Annotated in this window: 18 protein-coding genes and 1 pseudogene; 16 read left to right on the top strand and 3 right to left on the bottom strand. The window is 65.6% G+C overall.

Going from position 1 to position 17,218, the window contains the following annotated elements; all coding sequences use genetic code 11:
* Positions 1–414 precede the first annotated feature (414 nt).
* The 6 genes from EPAKOI_RS26430 to EPAKOI_RS26405 all read left to right on the top strand — a co-directional run bounded on the left by EPAKOI_RS26430 (position 415) and on the right by EPAKOI_RS26405 (position 4,615).
* Positions 415–843: a hypothetical protein gene (locus EPAKOI_RS26430; protein WP_423194640.1), complete on the top strand. Its 429-nt coding sequence runs from the start codon at positions 415–417 to the stop codon at positions 841–843.
* Positions 801–2,069: an ABC transporter substrate-binding protein gene (locus EPAKOI_RS26425; RefSeq protein WP_423194639.1), complete on the top strand. Its 1,269-nt coding sequence runs from the start codon at positions 801–803 to the stop codon at positions 2,067–2,069. Before EPAKOI_RS26430 ends, EPAKOI_RS26425 begins: the two co-directional genes overlap by 43 nt.
* 14 nt (positions 2,070–2,083) lie before the next feature.
* The gene (locus EPAKOI_RS26420; RefSeq protein WP_423194638.1) at positions 2,084–3,046 is read left to right on the top strand and encodes an isopenicillin N synthase family dioxygenase; all 963 of its coding nucleotides are present in this window, start codon (positions 2,084–2,086) and stop codon (positions 3,044–3,046) included.
* Positions 3,043–3,438 (top strand): VOC family protein, encoded by a 396-nt coding sequence (locus tag EPAKOI_RS26415; RefSeq protein WP_124686947.1) that lies wholly within the window; start codon positions 3,043–3,045, stop codon positions 3,436–3,438. Before EPAKOI_RS26420 ends, EPAKOI_RS26415 begins: the two co-directional genes overlap by 4 nt.
* Positions 3,439–3,756: 318 nt before the next feature.
* Complete coding sequence (locus EPAKOI_RS26410) at positions 3,757–3,942, top strand: hypothetical protein (RefSeq protein WP_423194637.1); 186 nt, start codon at positions 3,757–3,759, stop codon at positions 3,940–3,942.
* Positions 3,943–4,387: 445 nt separating this feature from the next.
* The gene (locus EPAKOI_RS26405; protein ID WP_423194636.1) at positions 4,388–4,615 is read left to right on the top strand and encodes a response regulator; all 228 of its coding nucleotides are present in this window, start codon (positions 4,388–4,390) and stop codon (positions 4,613–4,615) included.
* A 38-nt stretch (positions 4,616–4,653) separates the two neighbouring features.
* Here the strand turns inward: EPAKOI_RS26405 and EPAKOI_RS26400 are convergent, their stop codons facing one another.
* Positions 4,654–5,295, bottom strand: a complete 642-nt coding sequence (locus EPAKOI_RS26400; protein ID WP_124686946.1) for an HD domain-containing protein — start codon at positions 5,293–5,295, stop codon at positions 4,654–4,656.
* 106 nt (positions 5,296–5,401) lie between these two features.
* Between EPAKOI_RS26400 and EPAKOI_RS26395 the strand changes: the two genes are divergently transcribed.
* Both EPAKOI_RS26395 and EPAKOI_RS26390 read left to right on the top strand, forming a co-directional pair.
* Entirely contained in the window at positions 5,402–6,388 is a 987-nt protein-coding gene (locus tag EPAKOI_RS26395) for a GlxA family transcriptional regulator (protein ID WP_423194635.1), read from the top strand.
* 113 nt (positions 6,389–6,501) lie between these two features.
* Positions 6,502–6,876, top strand: a pseudogene (locus tag EPAKOI_RS26390) (helix-turn-helix domain-containing protein); the annotation flags it as partial.
* A 499-nt stretch (positions 6,877–7,375) separates the two neighbouring features.
* Here the strand turns inward: EPAKOI_RS26390 and EPAKOI_RS26385 are convergent.
* The gene (locus EPAKOI_RS26385) at positions 7,376–8,377 is read right to left on the bottom strand and encodes a Bug family tripartite tricarboxylate transporter substrate binding protein (RefSeq protein ID WP_423194634.1); all 1,002 of its coding nucleotides are present in this window, start codon (positions 8,375–8,377) and stop codon (positions 7,376–7,378) included.
* A gap of 13 nt (positions 8,378–8,390) precedes the next feature.
* Positions 8,391–9,485, bottom strand: a complete 1,095-nt coding sequence (locus tag EPAKOI_RS26380) for a porin (RefSeq protein ID WP_423194633.1) — start codon at positions 9,483–9,485, stop codon at positions 8,391–8,393.
* Between the two features lie 492 nt (positions 9,486–9,977).
* On the opposite strand from EPAKOI_RS26380, the gene EPAKOI_RS26375 reads away from it, so the two are divergent.
* The 8 genes from EPAKOI_RS26375 (at position 9,978) to EPAKOI_RS26340 (ending at position 17,208) form a co-directional block, all read left to right on the top strand.
* Positions 9,978–10,859 (top strand): alpha/beta fold hydrolase, encoded by an 882-nt coding sequence (locus EPAKOI_RS26375; RefSeq protein WP_423194632.1) that lies wholly within the window; start codon positions 9,978–9,980, stop codon positions 10,857–10,859.
* A 221-nt stretch (positions 10,860–11,080) separates the two neighbouring features.
* A complete protein-coding gene (locus tag EPAKOI_RS26370) occupies positions 11,081–11,386 on the top strand; it encodes a recombinase-like helix-turn-helix domain-containing protein (protein ID WP_423194631.1) in 306 nt (101 codons plus the stop codon).
* 33 nt (positions 11,387–11,419) lie between these two features.
* Positions 11,420–12,475, top strand: a complete 1,056-nt coding sequence (locus tag EPAKOI_RS26365) for a Rieske 2Fe-2S domain-containing protein (protein WP_423194630.1) — start codon at positions 11,420–11,422, stop codon at positions 12,473–12,475.
* Positions 12,468–13,238 carry an SDR family oxidoreductase gene (locus EPAKOI_RS26360; RefSeq protein WP_124686939.1) on the top strand — a complete coding sequence of 257 codons (771 nt, stop codon included), beginning with the start codon at positions 12,468–12,470 and terminating at the stop codon, positions 13,236–13,238. Before EPAKOI_RS26365 ends, EPAKOI_RS26360 begins: the two co-directional genes overlap by 8 nt.
* A gap of 24 nt (positions 13,239–13,262) precedes the next feature.
* On the top strand, positions 13,263–13,799 hold the full coding sequence (locus tag EPAKOI_RS26355) for a cupin domain-containing protein (RefSeq protein ID WP_215530777.1): 537 nt from the start codon (positions 13,263–13,265) through the stop codon (positions 13,797–13,799).
* Between the two features lie 28 nt (positions 13,800–13,827).
* On the top strand, positions 13,828–14,691 hold the full coding sequence (locus EPAKOI_RS26350) for an IclR family transcriptional regulator (RefSeq protein WP_423194629.1): 864 nt from the start codon (positions 13,828–13,830) through the stop codon (positions 14,689–14,691).
* Positions 14,692–14,714: 23 nt separating this feature from the next.
* Positions 14,715–15,518, top strand: coding sequence for an SDR family oxidoreductase (locus EPAKOI_RS26345; protein WP_423194628.1), 804 nt, complete (start codon positions 14,715–14,717; stop codon positions 15,516–15,518).
* On the top strand, positions 15,511–17,208 hold the full coding sequence (locus EPAKOI_RS26340; RefSeq protein ID WP_423194627.1) for a thiamine pyrophosphate-binding protein: 1,698 nt from the start codon (positions 15,511–15,513) through the stop codon (positions 17,206–17,208). Before EPAKOI_RS26345 ends, EPAKOI_RS26340 begins: the two co-directional genes overlap by 8 nt.
* The last annotated feature ends 10 nt before the right edge of the window (positions 17,209–17,218 follow it).

Raw genomic sequence — 17,218 nt, 5'->3', positions numbered from 1 at the left:
GCCGCGGCGAAGCGATTGCATTGAGTTCCATTGGCGGGCCGCGAGCGGACTAAAAAAAGCCCGCGGCAAGTTGCTCGCGGGCTGGGACGGTGTCATGGGGTCAAGCACGACCCTCATACTTTCCTGCATCGCCGCCGGCGTGTCTCCCCCACTCAAGAATGGGTCTGTGTCCGCATGAGAGAGGAGAGTGCTTGTCACGAGACGCCTGAAATGCGCTTTGGAGCGGCGACAACGAATCGCATAACTGCCGATCGAATTGTCACACTGAGAGGCCGCAAGTGGCCGGATGGGGGCATAGGCCGTAAGCCACGCATGGCGGCAGACGCAGCAAGTTACGTCGTCAAGCTCCGCCATTCCCGTCTATCTCGCGACGGCCCGATCGAGACATTGATATTTCGATTGCCGGCACAGGCCTTGGCCACGCAGATCGACCAACAGCGTTCCGACCTACAACGTCATGGCATCCACCTGCTGGTCAGCCCGACGTCTTATGGCCACTGGATCATTGGCGATTCGCACGACTACAGCCAGGATGCGCGTCCGTTCAATGCGGAATCCGTCGACGGCATCATGCTGGATCTGGCGCGCGATACGCTGCGCAGCAAGCTGCGTGTGGTGGGGCGCTGGCAGGGTGTGTATGGCGCCAAGCGTCACACGCCGGGCAGCGGCGCGTTCTCCATCACCCATATAGACGACCGTACAACGGTGGCGCTGATGCATAGTGGTATCTGCATGAGCGTCGGGCCTGCGCTGGCACATCGGCATGTCGATGTATTGATGGACGGTATGGCACTGCCGCAGTGGACGGCTTCGGCAGCGTTGCCAGCCACGGCCATCGCCTGATCGCTCGGATTGCGCCGTCGTGGCGCATCGTGCCGCATTGCGGTGCAGGGCTGGTGCGCGGCGCCAGCGAATCGTTGGCACAGAACCTGCGTGGATACAGTGCGGAGAGTAGAAGCGTTCAGCGGCAGTTCATGCCGCCCGGAAATTGCTCGCCACGTATATCCACGCCTGTTTCCGGAGTGCTTTCCATGCGACGCCGTACCTTCCTGCGCGCCACTGCCGCCACCGCGTTTTCTTCCCTGCTGGCCGCACCGGCTTTCGTCCGTGCCTCGGGCTCGCTGCAGAAATTCAAGTTCAACCTCGGCTGGAAGGTGGAAGCGTCTGGCGCCGGCTTTCTGCTGGCGCTGCAGCGCGGCTACTACAAGGACGCCGGCCTCGATGTGGTGATCGATACGGGTAACGGCTCGGCATCGGCCATCAGTCTGGTGGCGGGTGGCGCCTATGACTGCGCGTCCGCAGACCTGGCAGCGATGATCGAATTCAACGCCGCCAATCCCACTGCCGCACTCAAGGCCGTGGCGATCCAGTACGACCTGAATCCCAATGCGGTGATCGTTCGCAAGGGCGGCGGCATCGTCAAGCCCGGCGACCTCGCGGGCAAGACCATTCTCGGCCAGCCGTTCAACGCGTCGCGCAAGCTGTTTCCCGTATTCGCCAAGGCGCAGGGGTTCGACCCGGCATCGGTCAAGTGGGAGAACGCCACGCCCGATATCGGCGATACGCGCTTTGTGAAAGGCGATTTCGATGCGGCTGCGTACTTCTACTTTACGGGACTGCTGAACCTGAAAGCGCGCGGACTGGGTCCGGAGAAGCTGACCGTGTTCCGTTTCTCGGACTACGGCATGAAATCGTATGGCAACGGACTCGTCGCCAATCGCAAGAGCATGGCCGAGCAGCCGGACGCGATGAAGGCGTTCGTCAAGGCATCCACGCGCGGATGGATCGAGGCGATGGCGGACCCAAAGGCAGGCGCTGCGGCAGTGAAAGCGCGCGAGCCATTGGCCGACCAGGCGCTGGAATACGAGCGACTGAAACTGATCGTCGATGGATCGATGCGCACGCCCGATACGCAGCGCGATGGCTGGGGAGCGGCCACGCAGGCGCGTCTGCAGGCGACCGTCGATGAAACCGTAGGCGCGTTTGGCATCAAGCAGCCGATGACCGCTGCGGATATCTGGACGGATCAGTTCCTGCCTGCGGCAGCGGATCGGAAGCTCAAGGCGTAACGAGGGCCAGCATCATGTCGATTCCCATGATCGATCTCGCCGATGCCTTGACGCCTGGTGCGCCGCGCAGCGCCGAAGTGGCTCAGGCGTTTCGTGCAGCGGCGATGTCATCGGGCTTCTTCTACATTCGCCATCACGGCGTGCCACGCGAACTGATCGCGAAGCAGTTCGCGCTGGCCAAGGCGCTGATGGATCTGCCGGAGGCCACACGCCAAGCGCTCGCCATGGGAAACTCGCCCACAATGCGCGGTTTCGAGAACCTCGGTGATCAACGACTCGATGCCGCAGCGCGACCCGATCTCAAGGAGAGTTTCTATTGCGGCATGGCGTACCCCGATGACCATCCCTATGTGATGGCGGGCTACCAGACCTATGGTCACAACCAGTGGCCGTCCGAACTGCCGCAGGCGCCCGCGCAATGTCAGACGTATATCGACGCGATGCTGACGCTCGCGCGCCGGCTCATGCAGTTGATGGCTCTGTCGCTGGACCTGCCTGAAAACTACTTCGATCACACGAGCAACAGTCCGATGGTGACGCTGCGCATGATCCGCTATCCGGCGCATCCCGCCGATGCCGATGAGAGAACGTTCGGCGCTGGTGCGCATACCGACTGGGGCGCCGTGACCATCCTCGCGCAAGACCAGCACGGTGGACTCGAAGTACGGATGCCGGACGGCGAATGGGTGGCCGCTACGCCGATGACGGATTGCTTCGTAGTGAACCTCGGCGACATGGTGCCGCGCTGGACCAACGGCCACTATCACTCGAATCCGCATCGCGTGCGCAATGTGCATTCGAACGGCTTGCCACGCTACTCGATTCCGTTCTTCTACGAGCCCGACTACCTCGCGCGGATCGAACCGGTGCCAGGCACTGTGGCCGATGGCGAGACACCGCGCTTTGCGCCGTGCACAGCGGGTGAGCATCTGACGGAGATGTACCGCAAGACCTACGTGCCGGAGGCCGTCTTATGAAGCTCTGGTTCAACCTGCTATGCCGGGACATCGACGCACAACTCGCGTTCTATCAACACGTACTCGATTTGCCCGAAGCCGCGTCGAGTCGCTCTGCGATCTATTGCGCGCTCGAAACCGCGGACTTCCAGTTCGGTTTCAATGCAAAGCCCGCGTATGAGTTGCTGGGGCTCACATCGCGGCAACCGATCGAAGGTGTAACCGCACCGACCATCGCCTACGCCACGTTCATGGTGGAAACGCCGTCACGCGTCGATGCGGTAGCGGACCTGATAGGGAGCCTCGGCGGCACCATCGTCAAGGCACCGTTCGAGACGTACTACGGGCAATGGCAGACCGTGCTCGCAGATCCGGAAAGGAATGTGTTTCGGGTAGCGGCGGTTATGGCGTGAATCGCTGCGCAACAAGAAAAATCTATGATCACCCCCCTTTTTGCAACCTTGAGCTCTGACGAAGTGGTTGGCTTGCATAAATCTGTCCGGCGTCGTTGTAGGGATCGCTCCCCGCGCCACGGTCAGTAGCGCCTGCCGGGCGCCAAGGCGCGCGGTCAGCACGGCCAGCGCTGCCATCTCCTTGCGTTCCGTACTCACGGCACCCCTCTCCGACAAGTGGATTGTGAGTCACCGCGAAGTCAAGGAAAAAGGTAAAATCGAGAGACTTGAGCGGGACCTGCGGGACGAATTGTCCGCAGCCGCTGAAGGAGCGGAACCATGAAAGCCAATACCACGCGTCGCGTGCGTAAGCACGTGGAATTTGAATCGCCGGAAGCCATTCGTGCGCGATTGGCGGCGTTCGCCCTGGCGACGCGTACTACGGCGACCAGGCGCGGCAAAATTGAAGAGCCAACGGTGCGAGGTTCTGTGCTGGCAGGCCGACGTCTTCGCGTCGCGAGCTAGACTCAAAATAATTGGCCAGAAGCCTCCCTCGGGAGGCTTTCTTTTGGGGGCTAGGAAGTAGCTATGCAGACATTCGATCCCGTTAACCTCAAAGAAAATGCGGTCATATCGATCCGCCTAGGAATCGAGGACTTCGAGAAATGTCGGTGACGGCAGGCCATCTTGTATCCGTCGTATCGCTGGTTGTCTCGTTCGTTTCAATGGGATGGTGCGCGGCCTGAAGAAAGTCGATCAGATGTTTGTGCTGAGCATGGCCGCCTTCAACCTCGTGCGCATGCGCTCGCTGGGACAAATCCGTCCGCAGTTGCAGTAATCCCGGCAATGCGGCCGGAAATGGGCGACAAAACGCGGAAAACGTCGATGCAGTGACGCCCAGCTTCCAGATTGTGCAAAACGGCGAACCTCCGGGCTTGCGGGGGAAAGCCTCACGGCGCCGCTGCCGCGCGTGGTGATTGCCGAGGACCATCCCGCCTACCTGCTGATGATGCAGAAGCAACTGCTGCGTATCGGCGGCTGCGAGGTGGTGGCCTGCGCGCGCGGCGACGACGCCTGGGCCGCGTGGCGGCAGGGCGGGGCGGCGCTGCTGCTGACCGACGTCGGGCTGCCTGGCATGGATGGCCTGGCGCTGGTGCGGACCTCTTGCTCGAAAAGCCCGTGGGCCTGCGCGCGATGACCGCGCTGGTGCAGCGCATCGCGGCCGGGCCGGGCTAGTCAGCCGCGCCAGGCCGAGCTGCGGATCACGCTGCAGAAGTTGCCGCGATGGAAGTGCGGGTCCTTGTCGGCCAGCACGTCGGCCTTGACGTTGCCGAACGTCGTGTCGGGCTTGTGGCGGATGCCGTCGTAGAACGCCTGAATGATGTCTTCCTTGAAGTGAGCCGTGCGCGGGTGGGCGTGCACCACCGCCTCGCGGTCGGCATCGGCGAACGTGTCGTAGCGGATGCCCAGCACGTCCATCTCCACGCCGGCGGTGACCAGGGCGATCTCGGGCGCCATGAACTCCGGGATGCCTGGGGTCGTGTGCAGGGCGATGGCCGTCCAGACCTTCTCCACCTCGCGCTCGCCGATGCCCCGGCTGCGCAGGAAATCGGCCGCGGCATTGGCGCCGTCCACCTCGAACCGCTTGTCCGGGCTGCCGTGCGCGGGCGTCAGGCCCATGTCGTGGAACATCGCGCCCGCGTAGAGCAGTTCGGGGTCGAAGCCCAGCCCGCGATGGTGGCCGGCCAGCGCGGCCCAGTAGTAGACGCGGCTCGAATGATGGAATAGCAGCGGCGACTCGGTATCGCGGACCAGTTCGGTAATCTCGCGCGCAAGCTGGCTGTCGGGGATGGCAATGTCGCCGATGGTGAAACGCATGGTGGACTCCTGTGCGGTTGGGGGTTGCCCTGAGTCTAGGAGTCGGCGTAGCATGTCTTCAATCGTCGTGATACGACGTAATGAGACATAGCTGGAAGATCCGGACATGCCCGCTACCCGCACCATCGCCCTGCTGGCCATCGAAGGCGTCCAGTTGCTGGACGTATCGGGGCCGCTCGATGTCTTTGCCGAAGCCAACGTCCAGGCCGGGACGCCGGTCTACCAGATGCGCGTGGTGGCGCTGCGCGCGGGGCCCCTCACGGCGTCGTCAGGCGCGCGGCTGCTGCCCGACATCGTGATCGCGGATGATCGGGACGGCCGGCACCCGTCGCGCATCCACACGCTGCTGGTGGCCGGCGCGCCGCACGCGGCCGACGCCCCGGCCGACCCGCTGGCGCTGGACTGGCTTCGCCGGGTGGCGCCCACGGCGCGGCGCTACGGCTCGGTGTGCAGCGGTGCGTTCCTGCTGGCCGAGGCTGGGCTGCTCGATGGCCGCCGCGTGACCACGCACTGGGCCGCCGCCGACGCGCTGGCGGCCCGTTTTCCGCGCGTGGCCGTGGATGCCGATGCCATCCACGTGCGCGACGGCAAGGTGCGCACGGCGGCCGGCGTCACGGCGGGCATGGATCTGGCGCTGGCGCTGATCGAGGAAGACCTTGGGCGGGACATCGCGCTGAAGGTGGCCAGCCAGCTCGTGATGTTCTTCAAGCGGCCGGGCGGACAGGGCCAGTTCAGCCGCCGCGAGGCGCCCGCGGCCGCCAACCGGGCCGCGTTGCAGGAGCTGCAGCGCTGGATTGCCGCGCATCCGGCGGCCGCGCACGACGTGCCAAGCCTGGCCGCGCGGATCGGCGTCAGCGCCCGGCACCTGTCGCGGCTGTTCCAGGAAGAAGTGGGCGTGACGCCGGCAAGCTGGGTGGAGGCCGCGCGGGTCACGGCGGCGCGCCAGTTGCTGGAGGAAGGCAATATCGTGCCCAAGCAGGTGGCGGCCGCGTGCGGGTTCTCCAGCGTCGACACGCTGCGCCGGGCCTTCCTGCGCGTGGTGGGGGTCACCCCGGCGGAGTACCGCAAGCGCTTTGTCTCGTCGCTGGACTAGCAGGCTGCTGAAATACCTCCAGCGGACGTCAGCGCGACGACTGGATGAAGCGTTGATTTGAGAATCCCACCCAACGCTACGCGCGGCGGCGTGCCGTCGTCGCACCGGAACTCGAATCCGTCGGAGCACCAGCGGGACTTCCATCGCTGGCGCTTGCCGGCCATCCACGACTGGCCCCGGCGATTTCTGCCATGTTTGCCGAGCCGGCGCGGCCCTGGAACCTGACAGAACTGGCGGACTTGTGCAGCATGTCGCGTGCCACCTTCATGCGTCATTTCCAAGCCAGTCTCGGGCGCTCCGCAAGCGACCTGCTGACCGATATGCGCTTGAGCCTGGCGGCCAACGAACTGAGGAAGCCCGGCGCGAGCACCGAAGCCGTGGCGGACTCGGTCGGCTACCGGTCCGTGGCGGCATTCCGGCGCGTGTTCACCGAAAAAATGCGAATGACGCCGGGGCAATGGCGCCGCCTGGCACGCGATGGGCAGTGACGCGCGCCCTTTGATCTTTTCGCGCATCTTGTTGAGCCAATGCCGTCTCGAAATCCGAATTGCGCGGCACTAGATTGAAGGCTCAGTAACTCAAGCAATCTGAACGGAAACCCAAAATGACCACTCTTGCACACCGGATTCGGCTGCAGATCGCCGAAAAGAGCGTTGGATCGCTATACCTGCTGGCCCCACTCAGATGGGCGCTGGTCATAGGATGTCGAGTAGAGAACCGCAGCACCAATCAGCGGTAGGGCGGCAACTGCAGGCAGCTTGGAGAATGGCATAGATTGCTGGCGTCGGAATGGTTCGGGCGATCCGGCGGCTTCGAGCATCAATCCACCGTAGCGGAGGGGTGTCGTTCGGCCCGCGAGGAACCCGAGCATGATGAAGTACGCTTGGCGCAATCTCTCTGACGCTGGTCAAACGAGAAAAATAGCCCCGCATCAAGCGGGGCCATCAGTGCTACTTCCATCAGGATGTGCCAAAGCCGTTCGCGGGCTCAGTCGGCCTGGATCGCGAACTCCTTCACCAGCCGGGTATAGCGCGCGTAGTCGGCGGCTATCAGCTTCTGCAGTACGGCCGGTTCACCACCCACCGGGGTCACGGCAATCGTGGCCATGCGTGCCACCACGTCGGGTTGCTTCAGGATCTCGTTCACGTGGCCATTCAGCAGGCGGACGATTTCCGGCGGCAGGTTCTTCGGGCCCAGCAGGGCCTGCCAGGCGCCGATCTCGACATCCTTGTAGCCCAGTTCGGCCAGCGTCGGCACGTTCGGCGCGAACGGCGAGCGCTTCTGGTCGGCCACGGCCAGCGGCACCAGGGTGCCGTTGCCCACGTACTGGGCCACGGCGCCGTAGGTGACGTAGGTCATCGGCACCTGGCCGCCGAGCACGTCGACGATGGCCGGCGCCGTGCCCCGGTAGGGCACCTGCGAGATCTTGACGTTGGCCGACTTGTTGAACAGCTCGCCCATGATGTGCATCGGCGATCCGTTGCCCGGCGTGGCATAGGTTTCGAGCTTGCCGGCCTTGGCGCGCGCCACAAGGTCGCTCATCTTGCCGATGCCGCTGTTCTTGTTCACCACCACGAACAACGACTGCGTGCCAAGCTCGGCAATCGGCGTGAGGTCGTTGAGCACGTCGTAGCTGGCGCCGGTACCGGCCTTCAGCACCAGCGGCGCGATCGACACGGTGTTGGGCGCCAGCAGCAGCGTGTAGCCGTCGGGGGCGGCGCGCGCCACATAGGCGCTGCCGATGGTGCCGGCGGCGCCGGTGCGGTTCTCCACCACCACCGACTGCTTCAGGCGCCCGGCGAGCTTTTCAGCCATCAGGCGGGCCAACACGTCGGTGTCGCCACCGGCGGGGTAGGCCACCACGATGGTGATCGGCTTGCCGGGATAGTTGCCTTTTGCGATGGACGGAGCGGTGCTCAGCAGCGCGGCGGTGCCGATGGCGGCGCCAATCGCCCCCAGGACGACGCGGCGGACGAGGTTCGGTTTCATATGGGCGACTCCGTTAGAACACGTGCTTGATGCCGACCATGGCGCCGAACTGCTGGCCGCCCGGCTTCGGGTTTGCACCGGCCTGCGCGCCGCTCACGGACATTGCCAGCGTGCCGTCGTTGTTGATATAGCCGGCCGTGGCATACACCGCCGTACGCTTGCTGAAGTTGTACATGCCGCGCACGGCGTACAGCATCGCCTTGTTGGCGCTGTTCTGGTAGTTCAGGTAGTAGACCTGGCCGGCCAGCGTGAAGGCGGGCGTGATGTCGTAGGCCGCGCCGATGTAGTACAGCTCCGACAGCGGCGTCGTGCTGCCCTGGTTTTCGCGGCGGATCACGCCGGCGCCAAGCTTGGTGCGATCCAGCAGCACGTAGCCGGCAATCGATGCGCGGTCGTCGCGCAGGCTGGCGCTGGTCAGGCCGCCAAAGGCGCCCGGGCCGCCCCGCTGCGAGTCATAGGCGGCCGTGATGCCCCACCATTTCTGGTCCCAGCCGATCATGGCCGACCATTCGCGGCACTGGCTCTTGCTGGCGGGGTTTTCGCCGGCGCAGTTGGTGCCGGACGGGCTGGGGCCGGCGTTGGCCGTATCGCGGCCAAAGCTGTACGTTGCGCCCACGGTCAGGCCGCCGAACGTGCCCTTGTAGGCCACGGCATTGTCGGCCCGGGTGTTGGGCAGGTAGCTGTCCAGCGAACCGGAGCCGAAGGCGTTCGGCCCCAGGATGTCCGGGTCGAGCGTGGCCCAGAACAGCATCGTGTACTGGCGCCCGAACGAGACCTGGCCCCACTTGTTCGACGACAGGCCCACCAGCGCCTGGCGCCCGAACAGGCGGCCGCCCTGGTTGGCATTGCCGGAGTCGGGCGCGAAGCCGCCTTCGAGCACGAACACGCTCTTCAGGCCATTGCCCAGGTCCTCGGTGCCGCGCAGGCCCCAGCGCGACGGCACGGTGCCGGTCAGCGTGTTCATGCGCACCACGCTGTTGCCGGCGGCGCCGACGTTGTTGACGAATTCCACGCCGGTGTCCACCACGCCATACATGGTGACGGACTGGGCGCAGGCCAGCAGGGGCGCGACTGCGAGCAGGCCCGCCGCGTACTTTGCGATCTTCATCTACCGTTTCCTTCTCTTGTCTTGTGGGCTTGTCGTGGACGTTTCCGCTGGCAACGGTATGGGGGCTGCCGTGTCTTTGTGTTTCATTAGTAAAACAATGAACTGCATAGGAAACGTTGAGCGGAATATAGGCATGGCCCGACAAGGCGTAGATAGGTACGAACCCTAATGAGGTCGTGCAGTGACAGCGCTGTGCCGTCCGCATGCCACTCCGTGGAGGGGCGCCGCCCGTACGGGCGTGGTGCGTGGCGCACTGCGTTGAAGCGAGGCAACTGCAGACATTTCGCGCGCTTCGGGATGCCAGGCCATACGCGACGCGGGTTTCGCGGTTTGCTGGTCTCCGCATGATGGCGACACAGGTTTGAGGCACCGCGCACCGCTTCCGGGCAGCGCGAAAACGCCCCGGTTTTTCTCCCTGTTTACCCTGATCCCACGAACCGAAAGTCTGCGCCTATAGTCGAGAAGTTTTATTCGCAAACCTGTATTTCATATATGGAACATTCTGTGCGCCAATCCGCACCCGCTCCCGGCGTCGACCTGCTGGCCGCGCTGGATAGCCACTTCGCCGAGCGCCTGGTAATGACCGGCCCCGACGGTACGCGCTTGGCCTGCCGCATCGGCGGCTCGCGGGGCCCGGTGGTCGTGCTGCTGCACGGCATCAGTTCCGGGGCGGCGTCGTGGCTGCCGTGCGCGAGCCTGCTGGCCGCCCACGCGCGCGTGATCGCATGGGATGCGCCGGGCTACGGCCAGTCGTCGCCGCTGCCAATGCCCGCGCCGACCGCGCGCGACTATGCGATGCGGCTCGAAGCGATGCTGGCGGCGCTACAAGTACGGCCCGATCTGATCGTGGGTCATTCGCTCGGTGCCTTGATGGCCGCCGGCTATGCCGCCCATGCGCCCGACGCACTGCAGCCAGACCGGTTCCTGCTGCTGAGCCCCGCGCTGGGATATGGCGCGCCGGGCAACGAAGAGAAATCGCGTGAAGTGGCCCGGCAGCGCATCGCATCGCTGGAAACACTGGGTGTGGACGGGCTCGCGCAACGCGGCCCCACCCGGCTGCTCAGCCCGGCGGCCACACCGGACGCCCAGGCATGGGTGCGCTGGAACATGCAGCGGCTGAACGCCGATGGCTATCGACAGGCCGTGGCGCTGCTGAGCGGCGACGACATCGGCCGCTATCTGGAAGCGACCCAGCGTCCGGTCGAAGTGGGATGCGGAGCGCAGGACGTGGTCACTACGCCCGAGGCGTCCGCGGCGATGGCCGAACGCTTCGGCCTGCCATTTCATGCCATTGCCGATGCCGGACACGCCTGCTACATCGAGCAGCCTCGCGCGGTCGCACAGTTGATTCGCAACGCCATTCCCGGCGCCTGAGTCACGCGCCCGCGTCCCCTTGGCCGGATATCGGCCAAGCGGCCCTCCGCCGCGCGGGTTAACCCCGATCAATCTTTAAACCGTCGTTGTCTATAGTCGTACCTGTGTTCAATATCTAAACTCGTGTTTCATAGGTAAAACGCAACAGTGTCAGGCCGATGGAGCGCGACAGCGGATTGAGCCAGCCGCCCCCCACAAAGCAAGCTATGGAGCAAAGCGCAATGGAAAGCCTCGCGTACAACCCGAACCTGGTTCCCTGGGAGCGTCCCGCGCCCAACAACGTCGCCGGCAAGGGTCATATCGAGAAGCCTGGCCACGTGATCAACATCGTCTGGCAGACGCGCGCCGCCGCGCCCACCGCCTACGAGACCGCGCTGGGCGACGCGCTGGAAGCCGCCTTCGGGGGCGGTGCCAAATCTCCGGAAGACATCGTGCGTGCGTTCAATCAATCCGGTTTCCTGGCTGCCGACGGCCAGTCGTGGACCGAGGAACGCTTCCTCTCCGAAATGCGCCGCCTGGGCGCCTGAGCGCCGGCCGAGACGACAAGCGAGAAGACAGACATGGAATCGAACAAGCAAGCACGCGCCGAAGCGCGCCTGAACACCGGCCTGCGCAACTACTGGTATCCGGTGGCTGCGTCGTGGCAGGTCACGCACGCCCCGATCGGCATCACGCGCCTGGGCCAGAACATCGTGGTGTGGCGTGACAACGCCGGCAAGCTCAACGCGCTGGAAGACCGCTGCCCGCACCGTGGCGCGCGTCTGTCGATGGGGTGGAACCTCGGCGACCGCGTGGCCTGCTGGTATCACGGCGTGGAAGTGGGTGGCGATGGCCAGGTGAAGAGCGTGCCGGCCGTGGACAACTGCCCGCTGGAAGGCCGCACCTGCGTGCGCAGCTATCCCGTGGAAGAGCAGGCCGGCGCCATCTTCCTGTGGTTCGGCGACCGCGCGCCCACCGAGGCCGATGCGCTGCGCCTGCCCGAGGAACTGGTCAGCGAGGAACACAGCAACTTCCTGTGCGTGGCGCACTGGGACTGCAACTACCGCTACGCCATCGACAACGTCATGGACCCGATGCACGGCGCCTACCTGCATGCGGTGTCGCACTCGATGGCCAGCGGAGAGAAGTCCGCCGTGATGCAGGTCGTGGAAACCGATCATGGCCTGGTCTTCGAAAAGACCGGCCAGCGCGGCGTGAACTTCGACTGGGTGGAATTTGGCGAGACCGGCACGCTGTGGCTGCGCCTGTCGATCCCGTATCGCGACAAGGTGGGCCCCGGCGGCCCGTTCGGCATCGTCGGCATCGCCACGCCGGTGGATGAAGAGCACTGCATGGTGTTCTTCTGGCGTACCCGCCAGGTGCAGGGCTGGGAGCGCGACGTGTGGCGCTTCCTGTATCGCAACCGCCTGGAAGGCCTGCACTGGGACGTGCTGGAACAGGACCGCGTGGTGCTGGAGTCGATGGCCCCGGGCGCGCGCGATCACGAAATGCTCTACGCGCACGATGCCGGCATCACGCGTGTACGCCGCCTGCTGAAGCGCCGCGCCGATGCCGAGGTGGCCGACGACCCGGTGGCCATGCTGCAGCCGGTGGCCGGAGCCCACAGCCATGCCTGATCGCCAGTACGCAAACCTGCTGGCCGGCCGCAAGGTGCTGGTCACCGGCGCCGCGCGCGGCCTGGGCCTGGCCTTTGCAACGGCCATCGCCGAAGCCGGCGGCAGCGTAGCCATGGCCGACATCCTGGCCGACCGCGTCCAGGAATCGGCCGCCGCGCTGAAGTCACGTGGCTTCAAGGTGGTGCCGCTGCAGCTCGACCTGAACGAGCCAGCTTCGGTGCAGGCCTGCGCCAGTGCCGCCGCCGAAGCGTTGGGCGGCCTGGACGGCCTGGTCAACAACGGTGCGGTGACCGATTCCGGCGGCCGTGGCCTGACCGAGCTTGACGTCGCCACGTGGGACCGCGTGATGAACGTGAACGTGCGCGGCACGTGGCTGATGACGGCCGCCTGCACGCCGGCGTTGCGCGCCAGCGGCCGGGGCGCGGTGATCAACCTGGCATCGGACACCCCGCTGTGGGGCGCGCCGAACCTGCTGGCCTATGTGGCCAGCAAGAGCGCCATCATCGGCATGACCCGCTCGCTGGCCCGTGAACTCGGCGATGCGAACGTCACGGTCAATGCCGTGGCGCCCGGCCTGACGCTGGTGGAAGCCACCGAATACGTGCCGCAGCACCGGCACGACCTATACCGCAACCAGCGCGCCATCCAGCGCGAACAGGTACCCGATGACGTCTGCGGCGCCGTGCTGTTCGCGCTGTCCGACCTCGCCCGTTTCGTGACCGGCCAGACGCTGGCGGTCAACGGCGGCTTTGTCATGCAATAACCAAACACTCCAGGGGAAATGGAAATGAGCGATCTGTCGCAACAGGAAAACATCAAGCGCAGCTGGGAGCAGCCTGAGGGCGCCTCGTTCGACAAGTGGATGGAATCGCGCGTGGCGCGCTTCAGCACGCGCCGCTACGACTGGGACGCGCTGAAGTTCCAGGCCGACTACGACCCGAAGTACCGCCGCGCCCAGATGCGCTACCTGGGCACGGGCGGCACCGGCGTTGCCGCCGACACCAATACCGTGCCGTCGGAGCACTTCACGTTCTCGACCATGATCATCCCGGCCGGCCACGAAGGCCCGTCGCACCTGCACACCGATGTGGAAGAGGTGTTCTTCATCCTGCGCGGCAAGATCAAGCTGGTGCTGGAAAAGGACGGCGAACGCTTCGAGACCATCCTGACCGACCGTGACCTGGTGTCGGTGCCGCCGGGCGTGTACCGCGAGGAAATCAACATCGGCGAGGAAGACGCGCTGATGTGCGTGATGCTGGGCGCGAAGAAGCCGATCACGCCGACCTATCCGCCCGAGCATCCGCTCACCAAGGTCAAGCGCTGACCTGCCACCGACACGCCGAGCCCCTGCCATGAGCGCCAATCCATCCGCAGCAGACAGCGCGCTGCCCGCCGAAAGCCTGGACAGGTACATCGTCCCGGGCCTGGAACGTGGCCTGCGCCTGCTGGCCGAATTCAGCGCGCGCGACCGCGTGCTGTCGGCGGCCGACCTGTCGCGCCGCCTGAACGTGCCGCGTTCCACGGTGTTCCGCCTGCTGGCCACGCTGGAATCCACGGGCTATGTGGAGCGCGCCGACGGCGGCCGCGAGTACCGGCTGGGTTTGGCGGTGCTGCGGCTGGGCTTCGACTACCTGGCATCGCTGGAGCTGACCGAACTGGGCGGGCCGCTGCTGAACCGCCTGCGCGACGACATCGAATACCCGTGCAATCTCGTCGTACGCGACGGGCGCTCGGTGGTGTACGTGGCCAAGGCCGCGGCGTCGCGGCCGTTCGCCAGCAACATCAACGTGGGCGCACGCCTGCCCGCGCATGCCACGGTGCTGGGCCACGTGCTGCTGGAGGACATGGATCTTCAGCAGCTGCGCGAGCTGTATCCGGAAGCGCAGCTGCAGGTTTATTCGGACAGCACGCCGCGCACCGTGGAAGCGCTGCACGAACTGGTGCAACAGGTGCAGCAGCGTGGCTACGTGCTGCACGAAGGCTTCTTCGAAGCCAGCATTTCGACCATCGCGGCGCCAGTGCGCGACCGCACCGGCAAGGTTGCCGCCGCGCTGGGCGCCACGATTCCGGCGTCGCGGCTGCCGCAGGAAGAACTCGACCGCATGGTCGGGAAAGTCAGGGAAACCGCAGGAGAACTGTCGCGCCTGCTTGGCTACCGGCCCCATCGGCACGCCAGGCGCGCGCCGGGCCAGTTGGTCGCCATGTATCGCGATTGATGGAAGAGGGGAGAGGGGATTCGATGTCCATGATTGAACTCGACGGCAACGTAGCCGTCGTGACCGGCGGGTCCTCCGGCATTGGGCTGGCCACGGTCGAATTATTGCTGGAAGCGGGCGCCGCCGTAGCCATGTGCGGCCGTGACGAAGCCCGCCTGCGCAGCGCCGAAGCCGCGTTGCGCGAGCGCTTTGCCGGTTGCCGCCTGTACGCGGCCACCTGCGACGTGCTCAAGCCGGAACAGGTCAACGCCTTTGCCGCCGACGTGGCGCGCGAACTGGGCAACGTGGACATGCTCGTCAACAACGCCGGCCAGGGCCGCGTGTCGACGTTCGCCACCACAGAGGACGCGGCCTGGGTCGAGGAACTGCAGCTCAAGTTCTTCTCGGTGATCCACCCGACGCGCGCGTTCCTGCCCCAGCTGGAGCAATCGAAGCAGGGCGCCATGGTCTGCGTGAACTCGCTGCTGGCCACGCAGCCGGAGCCCCATATGGTGGCCACGTCCGCAGCGCGTGCCGGGGTGCATAACCTCGTGCGCTCGCTGGCCACCGAGTTCGCGCCCAAGGGCGTGCGCGTCAACGGCATCCTGATCGGCCTGGTGGAATCGGGCCAGTGGCGCCGCCGCTTCGACGCGCGCCCCGACGAGGACCGCCATCTGGACTGGACCGCGTGGACCGCGCGTCTGGCCCGGCAGAAGCACATTCAACTGGGCCGTCTCGGCCTGCCGCAGGAAGCCGCGCGCGCCATCCTGTTCCTTGCCTCGCCGTTGTCTTCGTACACCACGGGCAGCCACATCGATATTTCCGGAGGACTCTCCCGTCATGCGTAACGAGCAACAACAAGTCACCGTGGGCTGCGCCATTGCAGCCTTCCTCGAACAGTGCGGCGTCAAGGCTGCATTCGGCGTGATCTCGATCCACAACATGCCCATCCTCGATGCGATGGGCGAACGCTGCAAGATCCGCTTCGTTCCCGCGCGCGGCGAAGCGGGCGGCACCAACATGGCCGACGCCTACGCCCGCACCACGGGCAGTCTGGGCGTGTGCCTGACCAGCACCGGCACCGCCGCAGGCAATGCCGCCGGCGCCATGGTGGAAGCGCTGACGGCCGGCACGCCGATGCTGCACATCACGGGCCAGATCGAAACGCCGTACCTGGACCAGAGCCTGGCCTACATCCACGAAGCACCCGATCAGCTCACGATGCTGAAGGCCGTGTCGAAGGCCGCCTTCCGCATCCGCAGCGCCGACACCGCCATCTCGACGATCAAGCTCGCCGTGCAGACCGCGCTGACGGCGCCGACTGGCCCGGTCAGCGTGGAGATCCCCATCGACATCCAGGCGGCATTGATTCCGATGCCGAACGACCTGAAGCCGCTGCCGGTGCCGCAACACCAGCCGTCGGCCCATGCGCTCGATGCGCTGGCCGAGCGCCTGCTGAAGGCCAAACGTCCGATGCTGTGGCTGGGCGGTGGCGCGCGCAACGCCAGCAAGCAGGTCAAACGCCTGATGGACATGGGCTTTGGCGTGGTCACGTCGACGCAGGGCCGTGGCATCGTGCCCGAGGACGATCCGCGCTCGCTGGGTGCCTACAACCTGCACAAGCCGGTGGAAACGTTCTACCAGACCTGCGATGCCATGGTCGTGGTTGGATCGCGCCTGCGCGGCAACGAGACGCTCAAGTACGAACTGAAGCTGCCGCGCCCGCTGCTGCGCATCGACGCCGATCCGGCTGCCGAAGGCCGCTGCTACCAGAGCGATGACTTTGTCAGCGGCGACGCCGCGCTGGCGCTTGACGGCCTGGCCGACCGCCTGCAAGGCCGCATGCAGATCGATGACAACTTCGCTGCCGACCTGCGTCGCGCGCATGACGCCGCCGTGGGCGCGCTGGTCGATGGCCTGGGCCCGTACAGCGCGCTGGTGCAGGCGCTGCAGCAGGCCGTGGGCCGCAATTTCAACTGGGTGCGCGACGTGACCGTGTCAAACAGCACCTGGGGCAACCGCCACCTGCAACTGTTCGATTCGCGTGCCGGCGTGCATGCGCTGGGCGGTGGCATCGGCCAGGGCCTGGCGATGGGTATCGGCGCCGCAGTGGGCGCGGCCGCCACGGCATCGGGCAAGAAGACGTTCACGCTGGCTGGCGATGGCGGCTTCATCCTGAACCTGGGCGAACTGGCCACGGCGGTGCAGGAGCGCGCCGACATGGTCATCGTGCTGATGAACGACAAGGGCTACGGCGTGATCAAGAACATCCAGGACGCGCAGTACGGCGGCCGCCGCCACTACGTGGACCTGCACACGCCCGACTATGCGCAGCTGTGCCAGTCGCTGGCGCTGCGCCACCGCCGCGTGAGCAACCTGGCCGATATCGGCGCCGCGCTGGAGGCCGCAACTGTAGAGCCGGGTCCGTTCCTGCTGGAGATCGACATGCTGTCAATCGGCAGCTTCAAGACCGTGTTTGCCGGCCCGCCGGTCAACAAGCAGGCCCCGATCGCCAATACGGCGGCGGCAGCGGCCTGAAGGGGGATGT

This window comes from Cupriavidus sp. H18C2 (assembly GCF_049393795.1).
Classification (GTDB): domain Bacteria; phylum Pseudomonadota; class Gammaproteobacteria; order Burkholderiales; family Burkholderiaceae; genus Cupriavidus; species Cupriavidus pauculus_C.
The sequence above is the reverse complement of the archived record's forward strand: the minus strand, read 5'-3'. Positions and strand labels throughout refer to the sequence as shown.

What these genes read in the sequence shown, in the direction of transcription:
- EPAKOI_RS26380 (WP_423194633.1), bottom strand. Translation starts at nt 9,485, where the DNA reads ATGAAGATCGCAAAGTACGCGGCGGGCCTGCTCGCAGTCGCGCCCCTG.
- EPAKOI_RS26355 (WP_215530777.1), top strand. Translation starts at nt 13,263, where the DNA reads ATGAGCGATCTGTCGCAACAGGAAAACATCAAGCGCAGCTGGGAGCAG.
- EPAKOI_RS26340 (WP_423194627.1), top strand. Translation starts at nt 15,511, where the DNA reads ATGCGTAACGAGCAACAACAAGTCACCGTGGGCTGCGCCATTGCAGCC.
- EPAKOI_RS26345 (WP_423194628.1), top strand. Translation starts at nt 14,715, where the DNA reads ATGTCCATGATTGAACTCGACGGCAACGTAGCCGTCGTGACCGGCGGG.
- EPAKOI_RS26395 (WP_423194635.1), top strand. Translation starts at nt 5,402, where the DNA reads ATGCCCGCTACCCGCACCATCGCCCTGCTGGCCATCGAAGGCGTCCAG.
- EPAKOI_RS26420 (WP_423194638.1), top strand. Translation starts at nt 2,084, where the DNA reads ATGTCGATTCCCATGATCGATCTCGCCGATGCCTTGACGCCTGGTGCG.
- EPAKOI_RS26375 (WP_423194632.1), top strand. Translation starts at nt 9,978, where the DNA reads ATGGAACATTCTGTGCGCCAATCCGCACCCGCTCCCGGCGTCGACCTG.
- EPAKOI_RS26400 (WP_124686946.1), bottom strand. Translation starts at nt 5,295, where the DNA reads ATGCGTTTCACCATCGGCGACATTGCCATCCCCGACAGCCAGCTTGCG.
- EPAKOI_RS26370 (WP_423194631.1), top strand. Translation starts at nt 11,081, where the DNA reads ATGGAAAGCCTCGCGTACAACCCGAACCTGGTTCCCTGGGAGCGTCCC.
- EPAKOI_RS26360 (WP_124686939.1), top strand. Translation starts at nt 12,468, where the DNA reads ATGCCTGATCGCCAGTACGCAAACCTGCTGGCCGGCCGCAAGGTGCTG.
- EPAKOI_RS26385 (WP_423194634.1), bottom strand. Translation starts at nt 8,377, where the DNA reads ATGAAACCGAACCTCGTCCGCCGCGTCGTCCTGGGGGCGATTGGCGCC.
- EPAKOI_RS26365 (WP_423194630.1), top strand. Translation starts at nt 11,420, where the DNA reads ATGGAATCGAACAAGCAAGCACGCGCCGAAGCGCGCCTGAACACCGGC.
- EPAKOI_RS26350 (WP_423194629.1), top strand. Translation starts at nt 13,828, where the DNA reads ATGAGCGCCAATCCATCCGCAGCAGACAGCGCGCTGCCCGCCGAAAGC.
- EPAKOI_RS26410 (WP_423194637.1), top strand. Translation starts at nt 3,757, where the DNA reads ATGAAAGCCAATACCACGCGTCGCGTGCGTAAGCACGTGGAATTTGAA.
- EPAKOI_RS26415 (WP_124686947.1), top strand. Translation starts at nt 3,043, where the DNA reads ATGAAGCTCTGGTTCAACCTGCTATGCCGGGACATCGACGCACAACTC.